Raw genomic sequence first — 22,323 nt, forward strand, 5'->3', positions numbered from 1 at the left:
GAAGTCGACGAGACATCAGGGGGTGCGGTGACGCATCGTCAGAGACGATTTGCAGCGACGACCCGAACTCTGTTCACGATCGCCACGACGTCCGGCGTGCTGGCCGGTGCGGCCCTCGCGGGGGCGGCACCGGCCGGCGCCGCGTCGGGCGCCGGGCGGATCTCGTCCGGTGTCAGCTACCGGCAGTTCGACATCCCGGCGGCCAAGGGCACGGTCCACGCCCATCTGCTGACCGTCGACCTGACCAACCCGCACGTCCACGTGGACCTGCTCCACCCGGACGCGGTGGCCGCCCGCGCCCAGGTCTCGGCGATGGCGGACGCGGCGGGCGCGGTCGCCGGCGTGAACGGCGACTTCTTCAACATCACCGAGACCCAGCACCCGGGGGTCGCGGCGACCGGTGCGAGCGTCGGCCCGGCGATCGCACAGGGCCGGCTGCTCAAGGCGGCGGTGCCGACGGCCCAGCGGTTCGGGCCCTCCCTGCCGCCCGGCACGGACACCACCGACGTCCTCGGCGTCGGCGTGGACCGCCGGGCCCGGCTCGACCGGCTGACCCTCGTCGGCACGGTCCGCACCCCCGAGGGGAACCTCGCGCTGCGCGGCCTCAACCAGTACGCGCTGGCGCAGGACTCCATCGGCGCCTACACCCCCGCCTGGGGCACCGTCTCCCGCAAGCGCGCCACCTGCGGCTCGGACACCAGCCGGGCGGCCGGCTGCAGCACGGACACCTACGAGGTGCGGATCCGCGACGGGAGGGTCGTCGCCACGTCCGCCACCCCGGGCAGCGGCGCCATCGCGGCCGGTACGACCGTCCTGCTGGGCCGGGAGGCGGGCGCGGACAAGCTGCGCACGCTCACGAAGGGCGAGCGGGTCAGGGTACGGAAGTGGATGGTGGCGTCCGCCTCCAGGATCCCCTACCGCTTCGCGGTCGGCGGCTACCCGGTGCTGCGCGACGGACAGCCGCTGGCCGGCCTGAACAACACCACCTCGGCCGTGCGCACCGCCGCCGGGTACACGGCCGGCGGCCACAGGCTCCTGCTTCTCGCCCTGGACGGCGCTGCCGCCTACCGCAGCGGCCTGACCATCGCCGAAGTGGCCGACGAGATGCGCGAGTTGGGTGCGGCCGACGCGTTCAGCCTGGACGGCGGCGGCTCCACGACACTGGTGGCCCGCACCGCGGGGGCGAAGACGGTGAGCGTGCTCAACCACCCGACCGACAGCCCGGAACGGGCCGTGGCCAACGGGATCGGGGTCTTCTGGAAACCCTGACCGCCCGGCTCACGGCCGCAGACTGCCGACCAGGTCGGCGGTCGCGGTCAGCCCGCTGCTGATGGTCGGCGCCATGCTGGTGCTGGCCAGATAGAAGCCGAGCAGCATGCAGACCAGGGCGTGCGAGATCTTCAGCGCGCCCTGGCGCATGAAGAGCACCGCCAGAAACAGGAGCAGCAGCACCACAGAGATGGAAACGGCCATCGCGAACCTCCTCCGCCACGCCCATTTCGAGGCGTTCGGCCGCAAGTGTGGCGTAGCGGAGGGTTGGTCCGTGCGGTTGACACGTCCCCCGATCGAGTGGTGTTACGACCCCTGGTGGGCGTCCAGGAAGGCCTCCAGGCCGGCCAGGTCGTCGGTGTTGAAGTAGTCGACACCGGCGGCGAGCAGCTCGCCCCACAGCGCGTCGCGCGCCGGTCCGGCGGCGTCCGGGGTGGCCCAGAACCGCACCTTCTGCCCGTTCGCGTGCGCCTCGGCGATGATCCCGCGCAGCTTCTGCCGCTCGGCCTCGGGGAAGTCGCCCTCGCCCGGCCAGGTGAAGTTGAGGGTCCAGTTGTCGCTGATCAGCGGCACGAAGGAGGCGGGCGCCGAGGTGCCGAGGTCGGTGAGCCGGCCGTCGTAGAAGGCCCGGCGCACGGTCTGCGCCTCCATCGGCGTACGCGCCGCCCGGTCACCCGAGATGACGTTGGTGACGGCGCCGGGGACGACCCGGCCGTGCGCGTACGTCGTGAACAGGTGCTTGTAGCGCCGCAGATGACGGTCGAGTTCCAGATACGTCGAGGAGCCCTCGGTCTTGATGTCGATCAGCAGCTGCAGCGGCTGCCGCCATCCCCGGTACACCGAACCGTGGTTGGCCTTCACGAGCGCGGCCAGCGGGTCGAGGTAGAGGGACTCAAGGGTGCGGCTCGGGTCGAGGTCGTCCACGGTGTGGCCGATGAGCAGCTGGTCGCCGACGAGGAAGATGTCGGCCTCGACACTGCCGAAGCGGTGGCCGAGGGCGTCGAAGAGGGGGTGGGTGTGCTCGTAGTCGTTGTGGGCGTGCGCACGCCACAGCGGCCGCGGGCCGCGGTGACCGCCGCCCGCCCAGGCCTGCCCGGGCAGCACGACGGCACCGGCGAGCGCGGCACCGAGGGTGGTGAGGGCTCTGCGACGGGTGGTGAGGGCCATGATGCTCTGCCTCCCTTGTAGGGCCATGAGGAACCAAAGGGAGTATCTGTTCGAGCAAGGCCCAATGAGCCCATCTGCGCAGGGAGTTGGCTGGACTGCCACCCCCGGTTCACTTCATGCGAACCTCAACATCAGCGCGCCCCAAAGGGGCGCGGGGAACTGCGCGACCAGCCCCCACGCACCCGCACCCGACAACCGAAAATCACGGCGCCTGAAGATCGACCAAGGCGGCCAGGGCCTCCCGATGCGCCCCCGCCGTACCGAAGGCGATCGAATCCGCCTTCGCCCGCTTCAGATACAGGTGGATCGGGTGCTCCCAGGTCATGCCGATGCCCGCGTGCAACTGCAGCGCCTCCTCGGCCGCCCGCACGGCGACCGGCCCCGCGTAGGCCTGAGCAACCGCGACCAGGACATCCGCGTCCCCGCCGGAGGCCAGCGCATCGGCGGCCCCCCGCGCGGCGGCCCGCAGATTGACGACCTCCAGCCACAGCTGCGCCAGCCGGTGCTTGAGCGCCTGGAACCCGCCCACCGGCCGGTTGAACTGCTTGCGCTCCTTGAGGTACCGCACGGTCTCGGTCAGCGCCCACTCGGCGACACCGAACTGCTCGGAGGCCAGCAGCCCGGCCCCGGCCCGCAGCGCCCGCCGTACCGCGGGCTCGGCATCGCCCACGCGCCGCCCCGCCGCCCCGTCGAGGGTGACCGCGGCGAGCGGCCGGGTGAGATCGAAGGCGACCTGCGGGGTCACGCTCACCGCGTCCGCGGCGACCGCGTAGAGCCCGCCGTCGTCCCCCGGCACCAGCAGCACATCCGCGGCGACGGCGTCCGCGATCCCGGTCAGCTCACCGGTCAGCCGCCCGTCCTCGACCCGTACGGTCCGGAACGCGGCCCCCGGGGCGACCTGCAGCCCCACGGCCAGCACCCCGATCGTCCGCCCGGAGGCCAGCTTCCCGAGCAGCTCCTCGTCGCCGCACTCCAGCAGCGCCTCCGTCGCCACCACCGCACTGGTCAGATAGGGCACGGGCGCCACAGCCCGCCCCAGCTCCTCCAGGACGACGGCGACTTCGCGGTGCGAGGCGCCCTGGCCGCCCAGCTCCTCCGGGACCAGCAGCCCGGCGAGCCCCATGCCGTCCGCGAGGGCCTTCCAGGCCGCGAGGTCGTGCGGGGCGTCCGACTCGGTGCGGGCGATGACGCCCGGCGCGTCGCAGTGGTCGGCGAGCAGGTCCCGTACGGCCGCCCGCAGCGCCTCTTCCTCCTCCGAGTACAGCAGGTCGGTCATCGGGAGAGGTCCTTCCATGCGACGTCCTTGTCGGTGCGCGGCTCCGAGGGCAGGCCCAGGACGCGTTCGGCGACGATGTTCAGCAGGACCTCGCTGGTCCCGCCCTCGATGCTGTTGCCCTTGGCGCGGAGGTAGCGGTAGCCCGCGTCCCGGCCCACGAAGTCGACGAGTTCGGGCCGACGCAGGGTCCAGTCGTCGTACAACAGGCCTTCCTCGCCCCGGAGTTCGACCTCCAGGCCGCTGATCTCCTGGTTGAGGCGGGCGAAGGCGAGTTTCATGCCGGCGCCCTCGGGTCCTGGCTGTCCGGCGACCAGCTGCTGGCGCAGCCGTTCGGCGGTGAGCCGGGCGACCTCGGACTCGACCCAGAGCTTCAGCAGCCGCTGGTGCAGGTCGTGGGTGCGCAGTTCGGGGCGTTCGCGCCAGGTCTTCGCGACCGGGCCGATCATGCCGCCCTCGCGGGGCAGCCGCATGCCGCCGATGGCGACGCGCTCGTTGTTGAGCGTGGTCTGGGCGACCCGCCAGCCGTCGCCGATCTCGCCGAGGCGGTGGGCGTCGGGGACCCGGACGTCGGTGAGGAAGACCTCGTTGAACTCGGCCTCGCCGGTGATCTGCCGCAGCGGGCGGACGTCCACGCCCGGGTCGGTCATGTCGCAGACGAAGTAGGTGATGCCCGCGTGCTTGGGCACGCTCGGGTCGGTGCGGGCGATGAGGATGGCCCAGCGGGCGTTGTGCGCGCCGGACGTCCACACCTTCTGCCCGTTGACGACCCAGTCGTCGCCCTCCCGCACCGCGCGCGTGCCCAGCGCGGCCAGGTCGGAGCCGGCGCCCGGCTCGCTGAACAGCTGGCACCAGACCTCCTCGCCGATCCACAGCGGCCGCAGGAAGCGCTGCTTCTGCTCCTCCGTGCCGTACTTGAGGATGGTCGGCGCGGCCATGCCGAGTCCGATGCCGTTGCGGCGGGAGTCGTTGTCGGGGGCGCCGGCGGCCTCCAGTTCGGCGTCCACGACGGCCTGGAGGGAGCGGGGCGCGCCGAGGCCGCCGAGGCCCTCCGGGTAGTGCACCCAGGCGAGTCCCGCGTCAAAGCGGGCCTTGAGGAAGTCGAGCCGATCGGTGGTCTCCACCGGATACGCGGCCAGCAACTCGGCGGTGCGGCGCTGGAGTTCGGCGGCGTCGGTCATGCTGCGGCTCCGTTCGGTACGACGGTGACCCGGCCGGTGGTGACACCGTCACCGACCCGCTGCACGGCCGCCGCGGCCTCGGTCAGCGGCACCCGCTCGCTCACCAGCGGCTTGATCGCGCCGCTCGCGGCCAGTTCGGTGAGCTGCTCGTGGCAGTGCAGGATCAGCTTGGGGTTCTTGGTGGCGTACAGGCCCCAGTGCAGGCCCAGGATGGAGTAGTTCTTCACCAGGGCGTGGTTGAGCGCCGGGCTCGGGATGGTGCCGCTGGCGAAGCCGACGACCACGATCCGGCCCTCGAAGGCGACGACCTTGGTGGACTGGGTGTAGGCCTCGCCGCCGACCGGGTCGTAGATCACGTCGGCGCCCCGCCCGCCGGTGGCCGCCTTCACGGCGGCGACGACGTCCTCGGAGCGCCGGTCGATGACGACGTCACAGCCCTGCTCGCGGGCGACGGCGGCCTTGTCGGCCCCGCCGACGACACCGATCACCGTCGCCCCGGCGGCCTTGCCGAGCTGCACGGCCGCGCTGCCGACCCCGCCGGCGGCGGCGTGCACCAGCAGCGTCTCGCCGGCCTGGAGCGCCGCCCGGCGGTGCAGGGCGAACCAGCCCGTCTGGTAGCCGACGTGGAGCGCGGCGGTCTCGGCGTCGTCCAGCGCGTCCGGCGCGGGCAGCAGGGCCGCGGCGTCCGCGACCGCGTACTCGGCGAAACCGCCGTGCGGCAGCACGGGGTTGGCGATCACGCGGCGGCCGTCCTCGGTCTCGCCGCAGATCTCCACGCCGGGGGTGAACGGCAGCGGCGGGCGCACCTGGTAGTGGCCCCGGCACATCAGCACGTCCGGGAAGTTGATGTTGGCGGCACGCACCTTGAGCAGCACCTGGCCGTCGCCGGGCGTGGGCCGCTCCACCTCCTGGAGCCGCATCACCTCGCTCGGCTCGCCGTTCTCGTGCACTTGCCATGCCTGCATGCGGTGCCTCCACGGGACTGCGTCGACTGCGTCGTCTGACCGGGGTCCACCGCATACTAAGCGGTCGCTTGCCATCGAGGGAACCGTGTCCGAGGTAACAGCGGATCCGTCACGCCTGCTTCGGCCGCGCCCGCACATGCATCCGCTCCCCCTGCGGCCCGAACAGGCTGAGGAACTCCACCGGCCCCTCTCCCGTCGACCCGAACCAGTGCGGCACCCGCGTGTCGAACTCCGCCGCCTCCCCCGCCGCGAGGACGACGTCGTGGTCGCCCAGCACCAGGCGCAGCTTCCCCGACAGCACGTACAACCACTCGTAGCCCTCGTGGGTTCGGGGCTCGGGGTCGAGTTTCCGCTTCGGTTCCACGACCTTGAAGGCCTGCAATCCGCCCGGCTGCCGGGTCAGCGGCCAGAACGTGCGGCCGTAGCGCTCCATGGGCTTGGCCCGCACCCGGGGGTCGCCGACCGACGGGGCGCCGACCAGTTCGTCCAGGGGCACCTGGTGGGCCTGCGCGATCGGCAGCAGCAGTTCCAGGCTGGGCTTGCGCAGCCCCGCCTCCAGCCGGGAGAGGGTGCTGACCGAGATGCCGGTGGTCTCGGAGAGGGCGGCCAGGGTGACCTCCCGCTCCTTCCTGATCCGGCGCAGCCGGGGGCCCACCCCCGCGAGAACGTCGTCCGTCGTCATGGTCGTATTGCAGTTTCGGCAAAGACGTTTGTCAATCCGGCAGCCGGTGCGCGACCGTCGGCCCCGGAGGTGGTCACCGTGACCGATACGTACGAGGTGGTCGTCGTCGGAGGCGGCGCGGCCGGGCTGTCCGCCGCGCTGGTACTGGGCCGGGCCCGGCGCCGCACCCTGGTGGTCGACGCGGGCGAGCCGCGCAACGCCCCCGCCGCCCACATGCAGGGCTTCCTGACCCGGGACGGCATGCCGCCCGAGGAGTTCCTGGCCCTGGGGCGGGAGGAGATCGCCCGGTACGGGGTGGAGATGGTCCGGGACCGGGCGGTGGACGCCACCGGAGGCGACGGCGGTTTCACGGTGTCGCTGGCGGGCGGCCGTACGGTCCGGGCCCGGCAGCTGGTCGTGGCCACCGGCCTGAAGGACGAGCTGCCGCCGGTGCCCGGGGTCGCCGAGCGGTTCGGCCGGGATGTGCTGCACTGCCCGTACTGCCACGGGTGGGAGGTCCGCGACCAGGCGTTCGGTGTGCTGGCCGCGACGGCGATGAGCGTGCACCAGGCGCTGATGGTCACCCAGTGGTCCAAGGACGTGGTCCTCTTCCTGCACCAGGTCCGGGAGGCCGAGCTGACCGACGACGATCTGCGCCGGCTGGCCGCGGCCGGGGTGCGCGTGGTGCCCGGCGAGGTGGCGGGACTGCGGATCGAGGACGACCGGCTCACGGGCGTACGGCTGGCGGAGGGGAGCGTGCACGCGCGGGAGGCCCTGTTCGTCGCCCCGCGACCGGTACCGCGGAACGGCCTGCTCAGGGCGCTGGGCGCGGAGATGACGGAGACCCCCTTCGGCGCCTACCCCGTGATCGACGAGCGCGGTCTGACGACCGTGCCGGGGCTGTGGGCGGCGGGCAACGCGAGCGGGTTCGCCGAGCAGGTGGTCAACGCGGCGAGCCGGGGCTACCGCGCCGGCGCGGCGATCAACGGCGAGCTGCTCTTCGCGGACCTGGACGCGGCCGTGCGGGTGTAGGCGGGTGTGGTTCGGCCACACCCGTTGCACCATGGCTGCATGCTGCTGACCCGGCTCGCCGAAGTGTCCCGGGAGGTGGCCGCCACCGCGGCCCGGTCCCGCAAGACCGCGCTGCTCGCCGAACTCTTCCGGGAGACGGCCCCGGACGACGTACCGATCGTCATCCCCTACCTGGCCGGACGGCTCCCGCAGGGGCGGCTCGGCGTCGGCTGGAAGGTGCTGGGCCGGCCGGTCCCGCCGGCCGCCGAGCCGTCCCTCACCGTGCGCGAGGTCGATGCCCGGCTGACCGCGCTGGGCAAGGTCTCCGGTCCGGGCTCGCAGGCCGAGCGCGCCCGGATCGTGGGCGAGTTGCTGGGCGCGGCGACCGCGGACGAGCAGCGCTTCCTGCTGGGGCTGATCGGCGGCGAGGTGCGGCAGGGCGCCCTGGACGCGGTGGCCGTGGAGGGGCTCGCGCGGGCGACCGGCGCGGACCCGGCGGACGTCCGCCGGGCGGTGATGCTCGCCGGGTCCCTGCAGACGGTGGCCGGGGCGCTGCTGGCGGAGGGCCCGCCGGCCCTCGCCCGGTTCCGGCTCACCGTGGGCCGCCCGGTGCTGCCCATGCTGGCGCACACCGCGTCCTCGGTGACGGAGGCGGTGGCGAAGCTGGGCGCCTGCGCGGTCGAGGAGAAGCTGGACGGCATCCGGGTCCAGGTCCACCGGGACGGCGACACCGTGCGCGTCTTCACCCGCACCCTGGACGACATCACCGACCGCCTCCCCGAGGTGACGGCCGCCGCCCGGGAGCTGGCGGGCGACCGGTTCGTCCTGGACGGCGAGGTGATCTCCCTCGACGCCGACGGCCGCCCCCGCTCCTTCCAGGAGACGGCGGGCCGGGTCGGCTCCCGGACGGACGTGGCGAAGGCGGCCCGGGAGGTCCCGGTCTCCCCCGTCTTCTTCGACGCGCTCTCGGTCGACGACCACGACCTCCTCGACCTCCCCTTCGCCGAACGGCACGCGCGGCTGGCCCGGCTGGTCCCCGAGCCGATGCGGGTGCGCCGGGCGCTGGTGCCGAAGCCCGGGGACACGACGGCCGCGGCGGACACCGCGGCGGCCGAGGACTTCCTCGCGGCGACCCTGGCCCGCGGCCACGAGGGCGTGGTCGTCAAGGCGCTCGACTCCCCCTACAGCGCGGGCCGCCGGGGCGCCTCCTGGCTGAAGGTCAAGCCGGTGCACACCCTCGACCTGGTCGTCCTGGCCGCCGAGTGGGGGCACGGCCGGCGCACCGGCAGGCTCTCCAACCTCCACCTCGGCGCCCGCACCCCGGACGGCTCCTTCGCCATGCTCGGCAAGACCTTCAAGGGCCTCACCGACGCCCTGCTGGAATGGCAGACCACCCGCCTCAGGGAACTGGAGGTCTCGGACGACGGCTGGGTGGTGACCGTACGCCCCGAACTCGTCGTCGAGATCGCCTACGACGGCCTGCAGCGGTCCACCCGCTACCCGGCCGGCGTCACCCTGCGCTTCGCCCGCGTCGTCCGCTACCGCGAGGACAAGCGGCCTCAGGAGGCCGATACCGTGGAGACCCTGCTGGCCGCCCACCCGGAGGTACGGCCGTGACGGAACCGAGGCGAAGCGCCGGACTGCTGTTGTTCCGGCATACCGACAACGGCCTTGAGGTGTTGCTCGGCCATATGGGCGGCCCGTTCTTCGCGAAGAAGGACGCCGGTGCGTGGACCGTCCCCAAGGGCGAGTACGAGCCCGACGAGCCCGCCTGGGACGCGGCCCGGCGCGAGTTCCAGGAGGAGCTGGGCCTGCGGCCGCCCGACGGCGAGGCGATCGGACTCGGCGAGGTCCGCCAGACCAACGGCAAGATCGTCACGGCGTGGGCGATCGAGGCCGACCTGGACCCGGCCGCGATCGCCCCCGGCACCTTCGTGATGGAGTGGCCACCGCGCTCGGGCCGCATCCAGGAGTTCCCCGAACTCGACCGGGTGGCCTGGCTCGCCCCCGACCGGGCCCGTGAGCTGATCGTCGAGGCCCAGTCCGCCTTCCTCGACCGCCTGGCGGAGCACACACGCTGAACAGAGCCCCCTACGTTGCGATCGGCCCGGCCGCGCGGGAAGGTCATAGCAAGCCCGCTCCCAGGGAGGTCAGCCATGCCCATCGCCACGGTGAATCCGGCGAACGGCGAGACGCTCGAAACGTTCGAGGCCATGGACGAGGACGAGCTCGAACGCCGGCTCGAACTCGCGGAGGCCACGTTCCGTACGTACCGCACGAGCGCCTTCGCCGAGCGCGCCCGGCTGCTGCACCGGGCCGCCGACCTGCTGGACGCGGACCAGGAGGACATCGCGCGCACGATGACCACCGAGATGGGCAAGCCGGTCAAGCAGGCCCGCGCGGAGGCCGCGAAGTGCGCGAAGGCGATGCGCTGGTACGCCGACCACGCGGAGGAGCTGCTGGCCGACGAGGAGCCGGCCGAGACGGACGTGAAGGACTCCGGCGCGTCCCGGGTCCGGGTGCGGTACCGGCCCATCGGCCCGGTGCTCGCCGTGATGCCGTGGAACTTCCCGCTCTGGCAGGTCGTCCGCTTCGCCGCGCCCGCCCTGATGGCGGGCAACGTGGGCCTGCTCAAGCACGCGTCGAACGTCCCGCGGACCGCCCTGTACCTGGAGGACCTGTTCCACCGGGCGGGCTTCCCCGAGGGCTGCTTCCAGACCCTGCTGATCGGCGCCGGGGCGGTCGACGACGTCCTGCGCGACGAGCGGGTGCGGGCGGCGACGCTCACCGGCAGCGAGCCCGCGGGCCGCGCGGTCGCCGCCACCGCCGGGGAGATGATCAAGAAGACGGTGCTGGAGCTGGGCGGCAGCGACCCCTACGTGGTGATGCCCTCGGCGGACATCGACCGCGCCGCACGGATCGCGGTCACCGCGCGCGTGCAGAACAACGGGCAGTCCTGCATCGCCGCGAAGCGGTTCATCGTGCACACGGCCGTCTACGACGCGTTCGCCGAGCGGTTCGTCGCGGGCATGGCGGCGCTGCGCACGGGCGACCCGATGGACGAGGGCACGGACGTCGGGCCGCTGGCGAGTGAACAGGGGCGCGAGGACCTGGAGGAACTGGTCGAGGACGCCAGGCGGTCGGGGGCCGAGGTGCTGTGCGGCGGGCAGCGGCCGGACGGGCCCGGCTGGTACTACCCGCCGACCGTCCTCGCCGGGATCCACCGCGACATGCGCATCCACCGCGAGGAGGCGTTCGGGCCGGTGGCCACGCTGTACCGGGCCGGGGACCTGGACGAGGCGGTGCTCATCGCGAACGACTCGCCCTTCGGGCTGAGTTCGAACGTGTGGACGCGGGACGAGGCCGAGGTGGACCGGTTCGTCCGGGACCTGGAGGCCGGTGGCGTGTTCGTCAACGGCATGACCGCCTCCCACCCGGCGTTCCCCTTCGGCGGCGTGAAGCGGTCCGGATACGGCCGTGAGCTGTCCGGGCACGGAATCCGGGAGTTCTGCAACATCACCACCGTTTGGCAGGGTGCGTGAGGGTCGCGCGACTACGATCCCCGGTGTGAACCGCGAAGTGACTCTGCCTCTGATCGTCGACGACAGCGGCACCTTGCAGGTGGCCGCGGCCGACGTGAGTAAGTTGTTGCGGACCATGGGCGGGCGGTGGCTGCGTCTGGTGGAGGCCGGGGAGAGCGGGCTGGACGAGGACACGGTGGCGGCGCTGACGATCGAGCTGGCGAAGCTCGCGGACCGGATCGACGTGGCTTGTATCGCCCATAGCAGTGGGAAGTGACGTCGTTCGGCGGGTGCGGGTAGGTCGTGGTTGCTCGCGCAGTTCCCCGCGCCCCTAAAGACGGGTCAGTTCAGCCAGCGACGTCCAGAACATCTGCTCGTACGACTGGAGCAGGCGGCCGTAGGTGTAGACCCGCACCTCGTCCAGTCGGCCGGTGGACAGTCCCGCCTCCACCGCCGCCTCCGCCTGCTGGTCCAGCGCCGGGGCCGGTTCCGCGAAGAAGTCGAAGAAGGCGCAGGCGTCGTCGGTGAAGCCGTAGTGGGTGCGCAGGGCCTGCGCGATGGTCGCGCAATAGGTGCCCCACGTAGCGAAGTTGGCCGTGACGGCCAGGACGGCGTCCGTCGGGGGCGCGTTCAGGGCTAGCCAGGAGATGTACGCCGGGTACGCCTGGCAGCCCGGTAGGGGCTCGTACGCTTGCATGCGCCGCTCATCCACTTCGCACGCCACCATGAACGCGCCCAGCCGCTCTGCCGCCAGTTCCTCGCCCTCGGCCAGCATGGTGAAGAACCCGGCGGCCGCGGGCTCCTCGGCGGCGCGCTGCGCCAGATGCACGAACGCGCGCCGGTCGGCGGGAATCACGTGGTGTTGTTCCAGGGCCAGGACGGCGAGTGTCTCCAGACTCGCCCGGCCACTGGCGACGGGGGGAACAAATGGATTCGCGTGGGGATCCGGGGCCAGCTCTGACCTGGTCGTTTTCAGCAGTTCCGCAGCCGTGCGGGGCATTGCGTCCTCCTCGTCGGGATTCATCGGCGCTGCTCCGACCCTGACACGGGGTCACCGGTTCGGAGTAGTCCGGCGAGAGATCATCGCCCTCACGGGTGATCGTGAGAAAACCACCTCCTGAGGTGAACCACCTTCTGGCCGGCGGGGTCAAAACCCGCCGGAAGGCTGAAAGCAGGCACGGTTCATGGCGACTTTGTGCAAGCCCTCAGTGTCGGTCCCGGAGTACGTGATCACGATGGAGGAGACGCTGGAACTGGCGCGCTCCCACCACGAGAACCACCCGCAGCTGCCGTTGGCGCTGAGACTGATCGAGAACACGGGCGTTCGCACCCGGCACATCGTGCAGCCGATCGAGGAAACCCTCAAGCACCCCGGCTTCGAGGAGCGCAACAAGCTCTACGAGGTCGAGGCCAAGGCCCGGGTCCCCGCAGTCATCCAGCGGGCACTCGACGACGCCGAACTGCTCACCAGCGACATCGACGTGATCATCTACGTCTCGTGCACGGGCTTCATGATGCCCTCGCTCACGGCGTGGCTGATCAACGAGATGGACTTCGACTCCACCACCCGCCAGATCCCCATCGCCCAGCTGGGGTGCGCGGCCGGCGGAGCGGCCATCAACCGGGCGCACGACTTCTGCTCGGCGTACCCGGACGCCAACGCGCTCATCGTGGCCTGCGAGTTCTGCTCGCTGTGCTACCAGCCGACCGACCTCGGCATCGGCTCGCTCCTGTCCAACGGCCTCTTCGGTGACGGCATCGCCGCCGCCGTGGTCCGCGGCAAGGGCGGCAACGGCGTCGAGCTCGAACGCAACGGCTCGTACCTGATCCCGAAGACCGAAGAGTGGATCATGTACGACGTCCGGGCCACCGGGTTCCACTTCCTGCTCGACAAGCGGGTCCCGGCGACCATGGAGCCGCTCGCTCCGGCCCTACAGGACCTCGCGGGACTGCACGGCTGGGACGCCTCCGACCTGGACTTCTACATAGTCCACGCCGGCGGGCCGCGGATCCTGGACGACCTGAGCAAGTTCCTCCAGGTCGATCCGCACGCGTTCCGGTTCAGCCGGGCCACGCTCACCGAGTACGGCAACATCGCCAGCGCCGTCGTCCTGGACGCACTGCGCCGGATGTTCGACGAGGGCGGTGCCGAGCACCGGGCGCGCGGCCTGCTCGCCGGGTTCGGTCCCGGCATCACCGCGGAAATGTCGCTGGGTCGCTGGCGGCGTTCGGACGAAGAGGCGGCATAACCGAGATGACGCTCACCGAACCGCTCGACCCCGCGGACGAGGCCGACGGCGAGGTCACCTGTCCGGTCCGGCACTGGGAGGTGCCGGACCTGGCGGGGGTGGACTTCGACCCCACCCTGGCCGAGCTGATGCGGGAGGGACCGGTCACCCGGATCCAGCTCCCCAACGGCGAGGGCTGGGCGTGGCTGGTCACCCGGTACGAGGACGTACGGATGGTGGCCAACGACCCCCGGTTCAGCCGTGAGGCGGTGATGGAGCAGCCGGTCACCCGGCTCGCCCCGCACTTCATCCCGGACCGCGGCGCGGTCGGCTTCCTGGACCCGCCCGACCACACGCGGCTGCGCCGCTCGGTGGCCTCCGCGCTCACCACCAAGGGCGTGGAGCGGGTCCGGGAGAAGGCCCGGCTGATGCTGGACGAGCTCGTCGACGAGCTGGTCCAGGACGGGCCGCCCGCCGATCTCACCGCCGCGATCCTGAGCCCGTTCCCCATCGCGGTGATCTGCGAGGTGATGGGCGTGCCGGCCGCCGACCGGCACACCATGCACATCTGGACCCAGCTGATCCTCTCCTCCTCGCACGGCAAGGAGGTCAGCGAGAGGGCCAAGCGCGAGATGAGCGCCTACTTCGCCGATCTGATCGGGCTTCGGGAGGACAGCACGGGCGAGGACGTGTGCTCGCTGCTGGGCCCCGCGGTGGGCCGGGGCGAGGTCACCCTGGAGGAGGCCGTCGGTCTGGCCGTCCTCCTCCAGATCGGCGGCGAGGCGGTCACCAACAACAGCGGGCAGATGTTCTACCTGCTGCTGACCCGCCCCGACCTCCTCGACCGGCTGCGCTCCGAGCCGGCGATCCGCCCCCGGGCGATCGACGAGCTGCTGCGCTACATCCCGCACCGCAGCGCGGTCGGGCTGTCCCGGATCGCCCTGCGGGACGTGGAGATCAAGGGCGTACGGATCCGCGCGGGCGATCCGATCTACGTCTCGTACCTGGCCGCCAACCGCGACCCGGACGTCTTCCCGGACCCCGAGACGATCGACCTCACCCGCAGTCCCAACCCGCATGTGTCCTTCGGGTTCGGCCCGCACTACTGTCCCGGCGGCCAGCTCGGCAGGCTGGAGGAGGAACTCCTCGTCGACGCCCTGCTGGACCGGCTGCCCGGGCTGCGGCTCGCCGTGCCCCCGGAGCAGGTGCCCTTCAGAAAGGGCGCGCTGATCCGGGGACCCGAGGCCCTTCCGGTGACCTGGTGAGTGGCCCATGACCACGACCGAGGGACTCCTCGTACCACCGGGCCACGGGCGCGTGGTCCACACGCCGGCCCAGCGGGTCACCTTCAAGGTGACCGGCACGCACTCGCGGATGGCCTCCACCTTCGAGGTGGAGGTCCCCCCGGGCTTCGACGTGGGCGCCCATGTGCACACCCGCAGCGAGGAGCTGTTCTACGTCCTCGAAGGCGAGCTGGACGTCCTCGCCTTCGAGCCGCGCGTCCGCACCCCCGACAACTGGCAGCGCTGGGAGTCCGGTTCGGGCACCAGGGTGGTCCGGGCCACCCCGGGCACGGTGATCGTCGTGCCACCGGGATGCCCCCACGCCTTCGCCAACCCGACGGAGACCCCGGCGAAAATGTTCTTCCAGGCCTCCCCGCCGCCCGATCACGAGCGCTACTTCGAGGAACTCCTGGAGATCCTCGACAGCGAAGGCCCTCCGGACCACGAAGCCATCGAGGAACTCCGGCGCCGCTACGACATCGAGCAACTCACGCCTTTGAAGCACCGGTAAGTCCAGCGCCCCGCCAGGGGCGCGGGGCGTTATCGATATGCGGCTCCGCCGCGTGGGCGCGACCAGCCACGACGCACCGCGAGCCCGCGACGCACCCGCACCCCTACGGCGCTACCGGATCGGCATCCCCGACAACGTCCGGGCGATCACCAGCCGCTGGATCTCACTCGTCCCCTCGAAGATCGTGTAGATCGCCGCGTCCCGGTGCATCCGCTCCACCGGATACTCCCGCGTGTACCCGTTGCCGCCCAGGATCTGGATCGCCTGGGCGGTCACCTTCTTCGCCGTCTCGCTCGCGAACAGCTTCGACATCGAGCCCTCGGCCGCGGTGAACGGCTTCCCGTTGATCGCCATCCAGGACGCCCGCCACACCAGCAGCCGGGCCGCGTCGATGGACGTCCGCATGTCCGCGAGCTGGAAGGCGATCCCCTGGTTGTCGATGATCGGCCGCCCGAACTGCTCACGGGTCATGGCGTAGTCGAGGGCGACCTCGTACGCGGCGCGGGCGGTGCCGACCGCCATCGCGCCGACGGCCGGCCGCGAGGCCTCGAACGTGGCCATCGCCGCGTTCTTGACGCGCTCGCCACCCGACTTCGCCCGCTCCCGGGCCCGGGCGAGGCGCTCGTCCAGCTTCTCCTTGCCGCCGAGCAGGCAGGAACCGGGCACCCGGACGTTGTCCAGGACGACCTCGGCGGTGTGCGAGGCACGGATGCCGTGCTTCTTGAACTTCTGGCCCTGGGCGAGCCCCGGGGTGCCGGGCGGGACGATGAAGGACGCGTGGCCCTTGGAGCCCAGCTCGGCGTCGACGACCGCGACGACCACGTGGACGTTGGCGATGCCGCCGTTGGTCGCCCAGGTCTTCGTGCCGTTGATCACCCACTCGTCCTTGGCCTCGTCGTAGACGGCCCGGGTGCGCATGGAGCCGACGTCGGAGCCGGCGTCGGGCTCGGAGGAGCAGAACGCGGCGACCTTGACGTCGTTGGGGTCGCCGTACATCTGGGGGATCCAGGTGCCGATCTGCTCCTCGGTGCCGTTGGCGAGGACGCCGACGGCGGCGAGACCCGTGCCCACGATGGACAGGGCGATGCCCGCGTCGCCCCAGAAGAGCTCCTCCATGGCCATCGGGATGCCGAGACCGGTGGCGTCGAAGTACTGCTGGGCGTAGAAATCCAGGGAGTAGATGCCGACCTTCGCGGCCTCCTGGATGACCGGCCAGGGAGTCTCCTCACGCTCGTCCCATTCGGCGGCCGCGGGGCGGATGACGTCGGCGGCGAAGCCGTGCAGCCAGTCCCGGACCTCCTTCTGTTCGTCGTTGAGTTCCATGGTGAACTCGGCCATGACTCCTCCAGCGGCGGCGCATAATGTGTTACTAGCGGTAACCCGAGTCTGTTACTCGTCGGTAGGAAAAGTCAACTCCCAAGGTCACCTCGGCAGCCAGTTCGAGATGGTGTGGCCGCCAGGTGTTAGTTTGCGCAGGCAGTACCGAAACAGCACGGGGTGGGGAGAGCACATGGACACCACACGGACCGAACAGCAGAGGTCCGCCGACCGCCGGCGGCGCGAGCTGCTGGAGGCCGCCGACCGGGTGGTGCTGCGCGACGGCCCACAAGCCTCGATGAACGCGATCGCGGCGGAGGCCGGCATCACCAAACCTATCCTCTACCGCCATTTCGGCGACAAGGGCGGACTGTACGCGGCGCTCGCCAAGCGGCACACGGACGCGCTGCTCAACTCCCTGCGGGCCGCGCTGGACGCTCCCGCGGAGCGCCGTGAGCGGGTCGAGGCGACCCTGGACACGTACCTCGCGGCGATCGAGGCGCGGCCCCAGGTGTACCGGTTCCTGATGCATCCCGCCGAGGGCAGCACGGGGACCGACCAGGGGTTCGACGTGGGAAAGCACTCGGCTCCGTTGCTCCGGCGGATGGGTGAGGAACTGGCCCAGGTCATCGAGGACCGGCTGGACCTGGGGCCCAGCAGCCAGCAGCTGGCCAGGGTGTGGGGACACGGCATCGTCGGCATGATGCACGCCGCCGGGGACTGGTGGCTGGGGGAACGGCCGTGTTCTCGTGCGGAGTTGGTGAAGAGTCTGGCCGACCTGCTGTGGGGGCGGCTGGCGGCCGCGGGAGACAGGGTGGGCGGTCCGGGGTTCTGAGGGTCACCGGTGCCAGGAGGACTTCGCCACCTGCCGCATGAGCCTGCGCCTGCGCAGGCCTGTGACGTGGTCGGCGTAGACGCGGCCCTCCAGGTGGTCCGTCTCGTGCTGGAGGCATCGCGCGAAGAAGCCCGTGCCGTGGATCGTGATCGGGTCGCCCTGCGCCGTGAAGCCCTCCACGACCGCGTGGTCGTACCGCTCCGTGCCCGCCTCCAGGCCCGGCAGGGACAGGCAGCCCTCCGGGCCGCGGAGCGTCACCCCGTCCGCCGCCACCAGACGCGGGTTCACCACATGGCCCAGATGGCGGACCTCCTCGTCGTCGGGGCAGTCGTACACGAACACCCGCAGCGACTCCCCCACCTGGTTGGCCGCGAGGCCCACGCCCTCGGCCGCGTACATCGTGGCGAACAAGTCCTCCACCAACCGGGACAGTTCGGGGCCGAACTCGGTGACCTCCGCGCAGCGGGCGTGCAGCACCGGGTCGCCGAGCAGGGTGAGGGGCCGGACCCGCCCGTGGGCGCCCGGAATGGAACCTTGTCGCATGGCCGCAAGGGTACGGTTCGATTCGGCCCCTGCCCGCCGCGCAGGCATGGGCCGGAATTCGGGCGTGCGAACGGATCTCGATAGGCTGAGGTGCACACCACGTTGCCGGATGACTCAGGCGCGGCGCGTACGGCTAGGAGGATCGAGAACTGATGGCAGGCAACTCGGACCCGCTCACGCCGCGGGCCAAGCTGGCCGTGACCGCGGGCAAGGCGGTCGCGGCGGCGTCCCGTGCGGCGGGACGCGGCAGCGGATCCGTGATCGGTGGCAAGGTCGCGCTCAAACTCGACCCCGATCTCCTCGCCCGGCTCGCCACCCACCTGGACGTCACGCTCGTCTCGGCGACCAACGGCAAGACGACCACCACCAGGCTCATCGCCGAGGCGCTGAAGGCCGCGGGCCCGGTCGTGTCGAACGCGCTCGGCGCCAACATGCCCGCCGGCATCACCTCGGCGCTGGCCGGCGGCTCGGACGCCAAGTTCGGTGTCATCGAGGTCGACGAGAAGTACCTGGCCGGAGTGGCCCGGGACACCGCGCCGAAGTGCATCGCCCTGCTCAACCTCTCCCGCGACCAGCTCGACCGCGCCGCCGAGACCCGGATGCTCGCCGAGAACTGGCGCGAGGGCCTCGCCGGGTCGAAGGCCGTCATCGTGGCGAACTGCGACGACCCGCTGGTGGTGTGGGCCGCGTCCTCCTCCCCCAACGTGGTCTGGGTCGCCGCCGGGCAGATGTGGAAGGACGACGCCTGGTCCTGCCCGTCCTGCGGTGGCGTGATGCAGCGCCCGGGCGACGACTGGTTCTGCGGCGAGTGCGGCTTCCGGCGGCCGACGCCGAGCTGGGTGCTCTCCGGGGACCACGTCCTCGACCCGCACGGATCCGCCTGGCCGATCCACCTGCAGCTGCCGGGCCGCGCCAACAAGGCCAACGCCGCCTCCTCGGCCGCCGTCGCCGCCGTCTTCGGGGTGCCGCCGCAGGTCGCCCTGGAGCGGATGTACCAGGTGCAGGCGGTCGCGGGACGCTACGACGTCGTGCAGTTCCAGGGGCGTGACCTGCGGCTGCTCCTCGCCAAGAACCCGGCCGGCTGGCTGGAGACGTTCTCGCTGATCGACCCGCCGCCGGCGCCGGTGATCCTCTCGGTGAACGCGCGCGGCGCGGACGGCACCGACACCTCCTGGCTGTGGGACGTGGACTACACCCGGCTCACCGGCCACCCGATCTTCGTACTCGGTGACCGCAAGCTGGACCTCGCGGTGCGGCTGGAGGTGGCCAACCAGCACTTCCAGGTCTGCGACAGCCTCGACCAGGCCGTGCAGATGTGCCCGCCCGGCCGGATCGAGGTCATCGCGAACTACACCGCGTTCCAGGACCTGCGCCGCCGCGTCGGCAACTGACCACGAAGGACAGAGACTTCATGAGCGACAACCAACTGCGGCTGGTGTGGATCTACCCGGACCTGCTCAGCACCTACGGCGACCAGGGCAACGCGCTCGTCGTGGAGCGCCGGGCCCGGCAGCGCGGTCTCGACGTGGCCCGGCTGGACGTGCGCAGCGACCAGCCGATCCCGACCTCCGGCGACATCTACCTGATCGGCGGCGGCGAGGACCGTCCGCAGCGGCTCGCGGCCGAGCGGCTGCGCCGGGACGGGCACCTGTACCGGGCGGTGGAGAACGGCGCGATCGTGTTCTCGGTGTGCGCCGGCTACCAGATCCTCGGGCACGAGTTCATCAACGACCTCGGGCAGCGCGAGCCCGGCCTCGGGCTGCTGGACGTGACGACCGTGCGCGGCACCGGCGAGCGGTGTGTCGGTGACGTCCTCGCCGACATCGACCCGCGCCTCGGGCTGCCCCAGCTCACCGGGTTCGAGAACCACCAGGGCGTCACCCAGCTCGGCCCCACCGCCCGCCCCTTCGCCCGGGTCCAGCTGGGCCGGGGCAACGGCACCGGGGACGGCACGGAGGGCGCGTACAACGAGACCGTCTTCGGTACGTACATGCACGGGCCGGTCCTCGCCCGCAACCCGCTCATCGCCGACCTGCTGCTGAAGCTGGCGCTCGACGTCAACGCGCTGCCGCCGATCGACGACCGCTGGTACGAGGCGCTGCGGGGCGAGCGGATCGCGGCCGCCCAGCAGCCCGCCTGAGCTGTAGCGGAGAGGTGGATTCCGGGCCCGCCTGACAGGGTGTCCGCTCACATGTGCGGGCACGTCCAGCAGGCGGACGCCCGGTACGGAATGACCCCCTTGCGCCGGTAGGGTGGCCGCGATGTCAGCCGGACAGCGTGGTCCGGTCTCCGGCCCACGTGGAGAAGGTTGTTTCGGGCTATGCGCATTGGTGTCCTCACGTCCGGCGGCGACTGCCCCGGCCTGAACGCCGTCATCCGGTCCGTCGTGCACCGTGCCGTCGCCGACCACGGCGACGAGGTCATCGGCTTCCGGGACGGCTGGAAGGGCCTCCTGGAGTGCGACTACCTCAAGCTCGACCTCGACGCCGTGGCCGGCATCCTGGCCCGCGGCGGCACCATCCTCGGCTCGTCCCGGGTCCAGCCCTCGCATCTGCGGGACGGCGTGGAGCGGGCCCGGGGCCATGTCGCCGAGCTCGGCCTGGACGCGATCATCCCGATCGGCGGTGAGGGCACGCTGAAGGCGGCCCGGCTGATGTCCGACGCCGGTCTGCCGGTCGTCGGCGTCCCGAAGACCATCGACAACGACATCGCTGTCACCGACGTCACCTTCGGCTTCGACACGGCCGTGGGCGTGGCCACCGAGGCGCTCGACCGGCTCAAGACCACCGCCGAGTCCCACCAGCGGGTGCTCGTCGTCGAGGTCATGGGGCGGCACACCGGCTGGATCGCCCTGCACTCCGGCATGGCGGCCGGCGCGCACGCCATCGTCGTACCGGAACGGCCCTTCGACGTCGAGGAGTTGGCCCGCCGGGTCGGCGAGCGGTTCGAGGCGGGCAAGCGGTTCGCGATCGTCGTCGCGGCGGAGGGGGCCAAGCCGAAGGCGGGCTCCATGGACTTCGACGAGGGCGGCAAGGACATCTACGGCCACGAGCGGTTCGCCGGGATCGCCCGGCAGCTCTCCATCGAGCTGGAGCAGCGGCTCGGCAAGGAGGCGCGGCCGGTCATCCTCGGGCATGTGCAGCGGGGTGGCACGCCGACGGCGTACGACCGGGTGCTGGCGACGCGATTCGGGTGGCACGCGGTGGAGGCGGTGCACCGGGGGGAGTTCGGCCGTATGACCGCGCTGCGGGGGACGGACATCGTGATGGTGCCGTTGGCGGAGGCGGTGGAGACGTTGAAGACGGTTCCTTCGGAGCGGTACGACGAGGCGGAGACCGTGCTTTAAGGGTGCGGTTGTGTGTTGTCTACCGGTGAGCTGTGGCTGGTCGCGCCCACGCGGCGGAGCCGCATATTGACACAGCCCCGCGCCCCTGACGGGGCGCTCCAGTGCCCCCGGTCGTAAAGGGGACCGGGGGCGGTTCTACTCTGGTGGGCGGTAAGAAACGCACAACCCCCCACGAATCAGGAGCCGCCGGATGGATCACAGCGGGCACGGCATGATGATGGATCTGCCGCCGTTCACGCTGGGGCGGGGGCTGGAGTGGTCGGCGGATCCGTTCTTTCTGGTCGCGTGTGTCGCGGGGCTCGCCCTGTACGGGTGGGGGCTGGTGCGGCTGCGGCGGCGGGGGGACGCGTGGTCCGTGGGGCGCACGGTGTCGTTCGTCGTGGGTGTGCTGACGATCATGCTCGTGATGTGCACCAGGCTGAACGACTACGGGATGGTCATGTTCAGCGTGCACATGGTGCAGCACATGATCATCAGCATGCTGTCGCCGATCCTGATCCTGCTGGGCGCCCCGGTGACCCTGGCGCTGCGGGCGCTGCCGGTCGCCGCGCGGGGACGCAAGGGGCCGCGTGAGCTGCTGCTGGCGCTGCTGCACAGCCGGTACATGCGGATCATCACCCACCCCGCCTTCACCATCCCGCTCTTCATCGCGAGCCTGTACGCCCTCTACTTCACCCCGCTGTTCGACTTCCTGATGGGGTCGAAGGCCGGGCACATCGCGATGATGGTCCACTTCCTCGCCGTCGGCGTGGTCTTCTTCTGGCCGATCATCGGGGTCGACCCGGGTCCGCAACGGCCGGGGTACCTGATGCGGATGCTGGAGCTGTTCGCCGGCATGCCGTTCCACGCCTTCTTCGGTATCGCGTTGATGATGGGGTCCGAGCCGATGGTGGAGACGTTCAAGAACCCGCCGGCCTCGCTCGGGATCGACGCGCTCGCCGACCAGAACGCGGCCGGCGGGATCGCCTGGGCGTTCAGCGAGGTCCCGTCCGTGCTGGTCCTGATCGCCCTGCTGTTCCAGTGGTACGGCTCCGAGCAGCGCCAGGCCCGCCGCAAGGACCGGGCCGCGGACCGGGACGGCGACAAGGAGCTGGAGGCGTACAACGCCTACCTGGCCTCGCTGCACGCGCGCAAGGGCTGAGAGGCCTTTCCGTCTCTCCGTATCCCGTGGACGCCGAACCCGGGGCACCATGGAGGGAGACGGACCATGAG

The 22,323-nt window shown here is 71.5% G+C and carries 23 protein-coding genes; 14 read left to right on the top strand and 9 right to left on the bottom strand.

Annotated features, from left to right (window positions below):
- Window positions 1-27: 27 nt before the first annotated feature.
- The gene (locus tag ACIPSJ_RS43250; protein WP_401354414.1) at window positions 28-1,269 is read left to right on the top strand and encodes a phosphodiester glycosidase family protein; all 1,242 of its coding nucleotides are present in this window, start codon (window positions 28-30) and stop codon (window positions 1,267-1,269) included.
- A 9-nt stretch (window positions 1,270-1,278) separates the two neighbouring features.
- Here the strand turns inward: ACIPSJ_RS43250 and ACIPSJ_RS43255 are convergent, their stop codons facing one another.
- The 6 genes from ACIPSJ_RS43255 to ACIPSJ_RS43280 all read right to left on the bottom strand — a co-directional run bounded on the left by ACIPSJ_RS43255 (window position 1,279) and on the right by ACIPSJ_RS43280 (window position 6,537).
- Entirely contained in the window at window positions 1,279-1,473 is a 195-nt protein-coding gene (locus ACIPSJ_RS43255) for a hypothetical protein (protein WP_355720240.1), read from the bottom strand.
- 102 nt (window positions 1,474-1,575) lie between these two features.
- On the bottom strand, window positions 1,576-2,436 hold the full coding sequence (locus ACIPSJ_RS43260) for a phosphatidylinositol-specific phospholipase C/glycerophosphodiester phosphodiesterase family protein (protein WP_401354417.1): 861 nt from the start codon (window positions 2,434-2,436) through the stop codon (window positions 1,576-1,578).
- Window positions 2,437-2,638: 202 nt separating this feature from the next.
- Window positions 2,639-3,712 carry an acyl-CoA dehydrogenase family protein gene (locus ACIPSJ_RS43265; protein WP_401354855.1) on the bottom strand — a complete coding sequence of 358 codons (1,074 nt, stop codon included), beginning with the start codon at window positions 3,710-3,712 and terminating at the stop codon, window positions 2,639-2,641.
- Window positions 3,709-4,890 carry an acyl-CoA dehydrogenase family protein gene (locus ACIPSJ_RS43270; RefSeq protein WP_401354418.1) on the bottom strand — a complete coding sequence of 394 codons (1,182 nt, stop codon included), beginning with the start codon at window positions 4,888-4,890 and terminating at the stop codon, window positions 3,709-3,711. Before ACIPSJ_RS43270 ends, ACIPSJ_RS43265 begins: the two co-directional genes overlap by 4 nt.
- The gene (locus ACIPSJ_RS43275) at window positions 4,887-5,855 is read right to left on the bottom strand and encodes an NADPH:quinone oxidoreductase family protein (RefSeq protein WP_355720251.1); all 969 of its coding nucleotides are present in this window, start codon (window positions 5,853-5,855) and stop codon (window positions 4,887-4,889) included. The genes ACIPSJ_RS43270 and ACIPSJ_RS43275 overlap by 4 nt, the downstream gene beginning before the upstream one ends.
- A 109-nt stretch (window positions 5,856-5,964) precedes the next feature.
- The gene (locus ACIPSJ_RS43280; RefSeq protein ID WP_355720254.1) at window positions 5,965-6,537 is read right to left on the bottom strand and encodes an XRE family transcriptional regulator; all 573 of its coding nucleotides are present in this window, start codon (window positions 6,535-6,537) and stop codon (window positions 5,965-5,967) included.
- Between the two features lie 78 nt (window positions 6,538-6,615).
- Here ACIPSJ_RS43280 and ACIPSJ_RS43285 point away from each other — a divergent pair, with 78 nt between their 5' ends.
- The 5 genes from ACIPSJ_RS43285 to ACIPSJ_RS43305 all read left to right on the top strand — a co-directional run bounded on the left by ACIPSJ_RS43285 (window position 6,616) and on the right by ACIPSJ_RS43305 (window position 11,325).
- Window positions 6,616-7,548: an NAD(P)/FAD-dependent oxidoreductase gene (locus tag ACIPSJ_RS43285; RefSeq protein WP_401354422.1), complete on the top strand. Its 933-nt coding sequence runs from the start codon at window positions 6,616-6,618 to the stop codon at window positions 7,546-7,548.
- A gap of 39 nt (window positions 7,549-7,587) precedes the next feature.
- Window positions 7,588-9,144, top strand: a complete 1,557-nt coding sequence (locus ACIPSJ_RS43290) for an ATP-dependent DNA ligase (protein ID WP_401354424.1) — start codon at window positions 7,588-7,590, stop codon at window positions 9,142-9,144.
- Window positions 9,141-9,608 carry an NUDIX domain-containing protein gene (locus ACIPSJ_RS43295; RefSeq protein WP_401354425.1) on the top strand — a complete coding sequence of 156 codons (468 nt, stop codon included), beginning with the start codon at window positions 9,141-9,143 and terminating at the stop codon, window positions 9,606-9,608. Before ACIPSJ_RS43290 ends, ACIPSJ_RS43295 begins: the two co-directional genes overlap by 4 nt.
- A 75-nt stretch (window positions 9,609-9,683) precedes the next feature.
- Complete coding sequence (locus tag ACIPSJ_RS43300) at window positions 9,684-11,069, top strand: NADP-dependent succinic semialdehyde dehydrogenase (protein WP_401354427.1); 1,386 nt, start codon at window positions 9,684-9,686, stop codon at window positions 11,067-11,069.
- Between the two features lie 25 nt (window positions 11,070-11,094).
- Complete coding sequence (locus tag ACIPSJ_RS43305) at window positions 11,095-11,325, top strand: DUF6213 family protein (protein ID WP_401354430.1); 231 nt, start codon at window positions 11,095-11,097, stop codon at window positions 11,323-11,325.
- Window positions 11,326-11,379: 54 nt separating this feature from the next.
- Here ACIPSJ_RS43305 and ACIPSJ_RS43310 read toward each other — a convergent pair whose 3' ends face one another.
- A complete protein-coding gene (locus ACIPSJ_RS43310) occupies window positions 11,380-12,048 on the bottom strand; it encodes a transcriptional regulator (RefSeq protein WP_401354432.1) in 669 nt (222 codons plus the stop codon).
- 184 nt (window positions 12,049-12,232) lie between these two features.
- Here ACIPSJ_RS43310 and ACIPSJ_RS43315 point away from each other — a divergent pair, with 184 nt between their 5' ends.
- From ACIPSJ_RS43315 to ACIPSJ_RS43325, 3 genes are read left to right on the top strand one after another with little or no spacing between them, the layout of a single operon-like run.
- Window positions 12,233-13,297, top strand: a complete 1,065-nt coding sequence (locus tag ACIPSJ_RS43315; RefSeq protein ID WP_355720275.1) for a type III polyketide synthase — start codon at window positions 12,233-12,235, stop codon at window positions 13,295-13,297.
- Between the two features lie 5 nt (window positions 13,298-13,302).
- The gene (locus ACIPSJ_RS43320) at window positions 13,303-14,541 is read left to right on the top strand and encodes a cytochrome P450 (protein ID WP_359219447.1); all 1,239 of its coding nucleotides are present in this window, start codon (window positions 13,303-13,305) and stop codon (window positions 14,539-14,541) included.
- 7 nt (window positions 14,542-14,548) lie between these two features.
- A complete protein-coding gene (locus ACIPSJ_RS43325; protein ID WP_359219449.1) occupies window positions 14,549-15,070 on the top strand; it encodes a cupin domain-containing protein in 522 nt (173 codons plus the stop codon).
- Between the two features lie 111 nt (window positions 15,071-15,181).
- On the opposite strand, the gene ACIPSJ_RS43330 is transcribed toward ACIPSJ_RS43325, so the two are convergent.
- Window positions 15,182-16,408: an acyl-CoA dehydrogenase family protein gene (locus ACIPSJ_RS43330; RefSeq protein WP_365687943.1), complete on the bottom strand. Its 1,227-nt coding sequence runs from the start codon at window positions 16,406-16,408 to the stop codon at window positions 15,182-15,184.
- Window positions 16,409-16,580: 172 nt separating this feature from the next.
- Between ACIPSJ_RS43330 and ACIPSJ_RS43335 the strand changes: the two genes are divergently transcribed.
- On the top strand, window positions 16,581-17,222 hold the full coding sequence (locus ACIPSJ_RS43335) for a TetR family transcriptional regulator (protein WP_359219453.1): 642 nt from the start codon (window positions 16,581-16,583) through the stop codon (window positions 17,220-17,222).
- A gap of 3 nt (window positions 17,223-17,225) precedes the next feature.
- Here the strand turns inward: ACIPSJ_RS43335 and def are convergent, their stop codons facing one another.
- On the bottom strand, window positions 17,226-17,765 hold the full coding sequence (def, locus tag ACIPSJ_RS43340; RefSeq protein ID WP_359219455.1) for a peptide deformylase: 540 nt from the start codon (window positions 17,763-17,765) through the stop codon (window positions 17,226-17,228).
- A gap of 152 nt (window positions 17,766-17,917) precedes the next feature.
- Between def and ACIPSJ_RS43345 the strand changes: the two genes are divergently transcribed.
- The 4 genes from ACIPSJ_RS43345 (at window position 17,918) to ACIPSJ_RS43360 (ending at window position 22,252) form a co-directional block, all read left to right on the top strand.
- On the top strand, window positions 17,918-19,156 hold the full coding sequence (locus ACIPSJ_RS43345) for a MurT ligase domain-containing protein (protein ID WP_359219457.1): 1,239 nt from the start codon (window positions 17,918-17,920) through the stop codon (window positions 19,154-19,156).
- Between the two features lie 20 nt (window positions 19,157-19,176).
- Complete coding sequence (locus ACIPSJ_RS43350) at window positions 19,177-19,905, top strand: glutamine amidotransferase (RefSeq protein WP_355720295.1); 729 nt, start codon at window positions 19,177-19,179, stop codon at window positions 19,903-19,905.
- A 180-nt stretch (window positions 19,906-20,085) separates the two neighbouring features.
- Window positions 20,086-21,111: a 6-phosphofructokinase gene (locus ACIPSJ_RS43355; RefSeq protein ID WP_401354437.1), complete on the top strand. Its 1,026-nt coding sequence runs from the start codon at window positions 20,086-20,088 to the stop codon at window positions 21,109-21,111.
- A 190-nt stretch (window positions 21,112-21,301) separates the two neighbouring features.
- A complete protein-coding gene (locus ACIPSJ_RS43360) occupies window positions 21,302-22,252 on the top strand; it encodes a cytochrome c oxidase assembly protein (RefSeq protein ID WP_401354439.1) in 951 nt (316 codons plus the stop codon).
- Window positions 22,253-22,323: the final 71 nt, after the last annotated feature.

The sequence above is a fragment of the Streptomyces sp. NPDC090088 genome, assembly GCF_044747345.1.
Taxonomy (GTDB): domain Bacteria; phylum Actinomycetota; class Actinomycetes; order Streptomycetales; family Streptomycetaceae; genus Streptomyces.

Bases quoted from the DNA above. Each gene is read 5' to 3' on its own strand.
- def (WP_359219455.1), bottom strand. From the start codon at position 17,765: ATGCGACAAGGTTCCATTCCGGGCGCCCACGGGCGGGTCCGGCCCCTC.
- ACIPSJ_RS43265 (WP_401354855.1), bottom strand. From the start codon at position 3,712: ATGACCGACCTGCTGTACTCGGAGGAGGAAGAGGCGCTGCGGGCGGCC.
- ACIPSJ_RS43270 (WP_401354418.1), bottom strand. From the start codon at position 4,890: ATGACCGACGCCGCCGAACTCCAGCGCCGCACCGCCGAGTTGCTGGCC.
- ACIPSJ_RS43260 (WP_401354417.1), bottom strand. From the start codon at position 2,436: ATGGCCCTCACCACCCGTCGCAGAGCCCTCACCACCCTCGGTGCCGCG.
- ACIPSJ_RS43330 (WP_365687943.1), bottom strand. From the start codon at position 16,408: ATGGCCGAGTTCACCATGGAACTCAACGACGAACAGAAGGAGGTCCGG.
- ACIPSJ_RS43355 (WP_401354437.1), top strand. From the start codon at position 20,086: ATGCGCATTGGTGTCCTCACGTCCGGCGGCGACTGCCCCGGCCTGAAC.
- ACIPSJ_RS43345 (WP_359219457.1), top strand. From the start codon at position 17,918: ATGGCAGGCAACTCGGACCCGCTCACGCCGCGGGCCAAGCTGGCCGTG.
- ACIPSJ_RS43325 (WP_359219449.1), top strand. From the start codon at position 14,549: ATGACCACGACCGAGGGACTCCTCGTACCACCGGGCCACGGGCGCGTG.
- ACIPSJ_RS43280 (WP_355720254.1), bottom strand. From the start codon at position 6,537: ATGACGACGGACGACGTTCTCGCGGGGGTGGGCCCCCGGCTGCGCCGG.
- ACIPSJ_RS43360 (WP_401354439.1), top strand. From the start codon at position 21,302: ATGGATCACAGCGGGCACGGCATGATGATGGATCTGCCGCCGTTCACG.
- ACIPSJ_RS43275 (WP_355720251.1), bottom strand. From the start codon at position 5,855: ATGCAGGCATGGCAAGTGCACGAGAACGGCGAGCCGAGCGAGGTGATG.
- ACIPSJ_RS43335 (WP_359219453.1), top strand. From the start codon at position 16,581: ATGGACACCACACGGACCGAACAGCAGAGGTCCGCCGACCGCCGGCGG.
- ACIPSJ_RS43350 (WP_355720295.1), top strand. From the start codon at position 19,177: ATGAGCGACAACCAACTGCGGCTGGTGTGGATCTACCCGGACCTGCTC.
- ACIPSJ_RS43315 (WP_355720275.1), top strand. From the start codon at position 12,233: ATGGCGACTTTGTGCAAGCCCTCAGTGTCGGTCCCGGAGTACGTGATC.
- ACIPSJ_RS43320 (WP_359219447.1), top strand. From the start codon at position 13,303: ATGACGCTCACCGAACCGCTCGACCCCGCGGACGAGGCCGACGGCGAG.
- ACIPSJ_RS43300 (WP_401354427.1), top strand. From the start codon at position 9,684: ATGCCCATCGCCACGGTGAATCCGGCGAACGGCGAGACGCTCGAAACG.
- ACIPSJ_RS43255 (WP_355720240.1), bottom strand. From the start codon at position 1,473: ATGGCCGTTTCCATCTCTGTGGTGCTGCTGCTCCTGTTTCTGGCGGTG.
- ACIPSJ_RS43310 (WP_401354432.1), bottom strand. From the start codon at position 12,048: ATGCCCCGCACGGCTGCGGAACTGCTGAAAACGACCAGGTCAGAGCTG.
- ACIPSJ_RS43290 (WP_401354424.1), top strand. From the start codon at position 7,588: ATGCTGCTGACCCGGCTCGCCGAAGTGTCCCGGGAGGTGGCCGCCACC.